Raw genomic sequence first — 241 nt, 5'->3', positions numbered from 1 at the left:
GGCCATGGCGACTCCGATCGCCTCCCCGCTCTCGCCGCGCGAGCGCGAGGCGCTCGAACTGATCACCAAGGGCTTCAGCTATGACGAGATTGCCGAGCTGATGCTGGTCTCGCGCAACACGGTGATGACCTTCGTCCGGCGCATCTACCAGAAGCTCGAGGTGACCTCGAAGGCGGAAGCGATCTTCGAGGCCCGCAACCATGGGATTCTCTAGGACGCTGCGGACCTCCCTCGTCTATAC

The 241-nt window shown here is 63.1% G+C and carries 1 protein-coding gene; it reads left to right on the top strand.

The features are described 5' to 3' along the window. Positions 1-214, top strand: a 214-nt coding sequence (locus G5A07_RS21665) for a LuxR C-terminal-related transcriptional regulator (protein WP_178943957.1), incomplete at its 5' end; no start/stop codon positions are given. Positions 215-241 lie beyond the last annotated feature (27 nt).

It is taken from the genome of Stenotrophomonas sp. AS012628 (assembly GCF_010608305.1).
Classification (GTDB): domain Bacteria; phylum Pseudomonadota; class Gammaproteobacteria; order Xanthomonadales; family Xanthomonadaceae; genus Stenotrophomonas; species Stenotrophomonas geniculata.
Note: the sequence above shows the minus strand (reverse complement) of the source record. Positions and strands in the feature narration are given on the sequence as shown.